Genomic DNA, 3,959 nt, shown 5'->3' with positions numbered 1-3,959 from the left:
GAGGCGGCGGCCGATCACCGGGCGGCCGAGGACGACTCGCGCGAGCGTCGGCAACGCCTGCTGCGCGAGCTGGACGAACACGCGACGGCTGTGGCCGCCCGACGGGAAACCCATGCCCGGGCCCTCGCGGTCGTGGTCGAACTCCAGCGCGGCGAGGCGGCGTTCGTCGCGGGCGAGGGCCTGTCCGCCGGGCGGCCCTGCCCGGTCTGCACGCACACCCTCGCCCCCGACTACACGCCGCCGGCTCCGCTGAGCGCCCACGCGCTGAACTCCGCCCGGCACGACGCCGACGAGTGCGCCCGGGCCCTGCACGAGGCCGTCGCCGCGCACGACCGGATCGAAGTACACGCCGCCCAAGCCGATGCCGACGGCGAAGGCCACCGGGCGCGGACCCGGTCAGCGCTCGACCGCCTCGACCGCGAACTCGGCCGACTCCACGACGACGCCGAAGCCCTGGCCGTCCAGATCCCCGAGGCGATCCCCTCGCCCGGCCTGTTCGCGACGCAACTGACCGAACGGGTCGCCTCGACCGCGTCCTGGTCGATCGACGGGTCGCCGCACACCGACCCCGCGGCGAGCGCGCTCCTCATGGACGAGGTGACGGCCGCCGCGCGCGCCTGCGAGCAACACGCCGTCACCGCCGCGACGGACGCCGCCGACGCGGCGACGGAGGCGGCGGCCGACCTGAGGGCGAGCCGCAAGGCGCTGGACCGCCGCGGCGAGGACCTCCGACGCGAACGCACCGCCCTGGCGCACAGCGAACGGCAACTGGCCGCAAACCGGGCCGGGTTCGGAGCCGAGCTGGACAACCTGCCCGCAGGAACCCCGGCCGCGCCGGCCTCCCCCGACGCCCTGCCCTCGCTCGACGACATCACGAGCGCGGCCGACGCCGTCGCCGAGCGGTTGGCCCGGTTGCAGAGCCTCACCCGAGCCCGCGACCTGGCATCCGCAGACCTACACGCGCTCGCGGCCCGCGACAACGAACTCACCCGGCTCCACCACGAGAGCGTGACCGAACCGCTCCGCGAACTCGGCGTCCGGCTGCGCCGCTGGGCGGAGGCAGCCGGCGAGGCGGCACACCTGCTCGGCGCCGAACCCCTCGCCCCGTCGCTCGCGTTCATCACCGCGGCGGATCCGGCGACGATGGACGAGCAGGCCGCGGTGTTGCGGGAGACCTCGGATCGGCTGCGCGAGACACTGGCCGCGGCCCAGAGCGCGGCCGGGCACGTGGTCACGGAGTTCGAGCGGACCATCGCCGCTCACGCGAGCACGGCCTCCCGTCCCGAGAGCGACGGCGGGAGCGACGGCGGGAGCCGCGGTGGCAGGGACGGCGACGACGACGGCAACGACACCGGGTTCGACGTTTCGCCGAGCCGAGCCGCGCTGCTGTCTCCCGCCCTCCTGGATCCGCTGAGTCAACAGGTCTCCGCCGCGCGCTCCGAGGCCGATCACGCTCGCGAGCGGCTGCGGATCGCCCGGTCCCAGATTCCCCACTTCACGGCCCTGCACGAGGCCCTGGGCTCGGGTCGGGCGCAGCACTCGGCCTGGGTGGGGCTGTGCAAGCAGCTCACCGATGCCACGTTCCTCGGCTATCTCACCGAGCGTCGCACCCGCGCGCTGCTGGGGATCGGCAGCGCGCTGCTCCAACAGTTGTCCGCGGGACGTCTGGGCTTCGCGGAGAACTTCCGGATCGTCAACCGGCTCACCGGGACCGCTCGCGGTGCCAAGACCCTCTCCGGAGGAGAGACGTTCCTGGCCTCGCTCGCGCTCTCCCTGGCCCTGGTCGAACTGCACGGCCGCAGCAGTACCCACCTCGAAAGCCTGTTCCTCGACGAGGGCTTCGGCACCCTGGACAGCGGAACCCTGGAGAGCGCCCTGACGGTCCTGCGCTCGCACGTCGCCGGCGATCGACTCGTCACCGTGATCAGCCACCTGCACCAGGTCGCCGAGACCGTGGACGACGTCCTGTGGGTCGACAAGCAACCGGTGGGCTCCACCGCGCGATGGCTCACCGACCGGGAACGGGCAACGCTCGTGCACAACGACGTCAACGGCCTGGCGGACCTCGCCTGACCGCTGCTTCGAGGGATGCCGGGAGCGCCGCGAGCACGGTTGGCGCCCCGGCCGGGGCGTTGCGCCGTTCGGATGGTTCGCCGGTCGGCGTGAGAGGGGTTGCCGGAGACGGACCGCGCGGCGACGGAGACTGGCCGAATCCGGTCCGGCCGTGCCTGCGGAGAGGAATTCGCGCCATGCGCGCATCGCCTGCGCCTCGCCGCATCCGAGCCTGCGCAGCGGTCGTCCTGAGCACGCTGCCGTGGAGTGTCGCGTTGTCCGGGGGCGTCGCGTTGTCGGGAGCCGGCGTGGCGGTCGCCCGGGCTCCGCACGGCGCGGTCGGGCCGAACAATCTCGTGCTGACGGTACCGACCGACGGGCGCGCGGACGAGGGCGCGCTGAATCCGGGGATCCGGGTCGGGGACGCCGTCGTCCGGGACTACACCGTGCACAACACGGGCGAGGCGACGCTGATCGATTTGGTCGTGCGCGATCCCGTGGCCGGGCCGACGGGCGTACGGTGCGCCGACGGCGCGGGGCGGATCAGCCGGCTCGGCCCCGGTGGAACCGCCCGCTGCCGGTGGGAAGGCGTCGCCGAGGCGGGGATCCATCGGGCACCGGTGACGGTCGGAGCACGTGTGCAGGGCATGGACCTGGTCCTCACCGCCTCACGGCCCGCCGGGTACACGGGTGTGGGCGGCGGCCTCACGCTGCGGCAGAGCGTCGACGCGCCGTCCGGTCCCGTCCGACGCGGGACGCGGGCCGGCGCCGCGTTCGAGCCCGGCGCCACGGTCGTGGTCCGCTACCGGATCACCTACACGGGGTCCGCGCCGTTGCGCGACGTGGTCCTCACCGATCCGCTGCTCACCGATCGACGCGCCCGAGCCTCGGCACCGGACTGCGGCGGCAGCGCCGGCATCGGGCCGATCGCACCCGGTGCGACCGTCGAGTGCACGGCCGTCCTGCGCCCCGCCGCCGGCACCTACGTCGGCGCCGGCCGAATCGCCGGCACCGACGGCGTGGCCACCCTCACTCCCGACGGCGGCCTTCGCGCCGCACCACGCGAACAGGCAGGCTCCGGAGTCGAGTTCGGCGTCGCCGCTCCCCCTACGAGGCAAACCGGCCCGCCCCCGGGCGGCCCGGTCTTCGACGCCGACCAGGCCCGCGAGCTGCTGCCGGGCATCGCGGCGCTGCGGGCGATCGGCGTAGCGGGCCCGTTCCCCGCCGTAGCGGGAGCGACCCCGGACACCGTCCCGAACGCGCCGGCCGCCGCGAACGCCCCGCCTCCCATGCCCGGTTCGGCCCCCGCCGTGCGCGCGCTGCTCCCGGGAATCGCGGCCCTGCGCACCATCGGCGTCACGGACCCCCTGACGGGCACATCGACCTCGGTCCCGGCAGCCGGCACGAACGTACCGGGAGCCCCGGGCACCCCCGGCGCGCTCCCGGGAACCGGCACGAACGTACCCGGAGCCCCAGCCGCACCCGGCTCGCTCCCAGGAGCCGGCACGAACGCACCCGCAACGCCCGGCACAACCGGCTCCATCCCCGAAGCCGGCGCGAACGCAGCGGGGACCGCCGGCACACCCGGCTCCGCCCCGGCGCCCGGCACGAACGCACTGGGAACCGCCGGTACAGCCGGGCCCGCCCCGGCACCCGGCACGAACGCACCCGGAACCGCCGGCGCACCGGGTCCCGCCCCGCGAGCCGGCGCGAACGTACCCGGGACCGTCGGCACGCCCGGCGCGAACCCGGCGGCCGGCACGAACGGGGCCGGGACCACGGGTGTACCGGGTACAACCGGCGAGGCACCCGCCAATGGCCCCGGGGCGGCCGCTGCACAGGCTCCGACCGTCGGGTCTCCCCCGAACGCCTCCGCCGCGTCATCGGGTACGCCCGGGGCCCTCCCC

1 protein-coding gene and 1 pseudogene are annotated in these 3,959 nt (G+C 75.3%); both read left to right on the top strand.

Translation table 11 applies throughout. The annotated features are described in order from the left end of the window. Window positions 1-2,073 (top strand): SbcC/MukB-like Walker B domain-containing protein (locus tag GT354_RS09750; protein ID WP_272923798.1); only part of this gene is annotated, 2,073 nt, incomplete at its 5' end. A gap of 176 nt (window positions 2,074-2,249) precedes the next feature. Then, window positions 2,250-3,959, top strand: a pseudogene (locus tag GT354_RS09745) (hypothetical protein); the annotation flags it as partial.

This window comes from Streptomyces sp. SID3343 (assembly GCF_009865215.1).
In the GTDB taxonomy this organism is placed as follows: Bacteria; Actinomycetota; Actinomycetes; order Streptomycetales; family Streptomycetaceae; genus Embleya.
The sequence above is the reverse complement of the archived record's forward strand: the minus strand, read 5'-3'. Positions and strand labels throughout refer to the sequence as shown.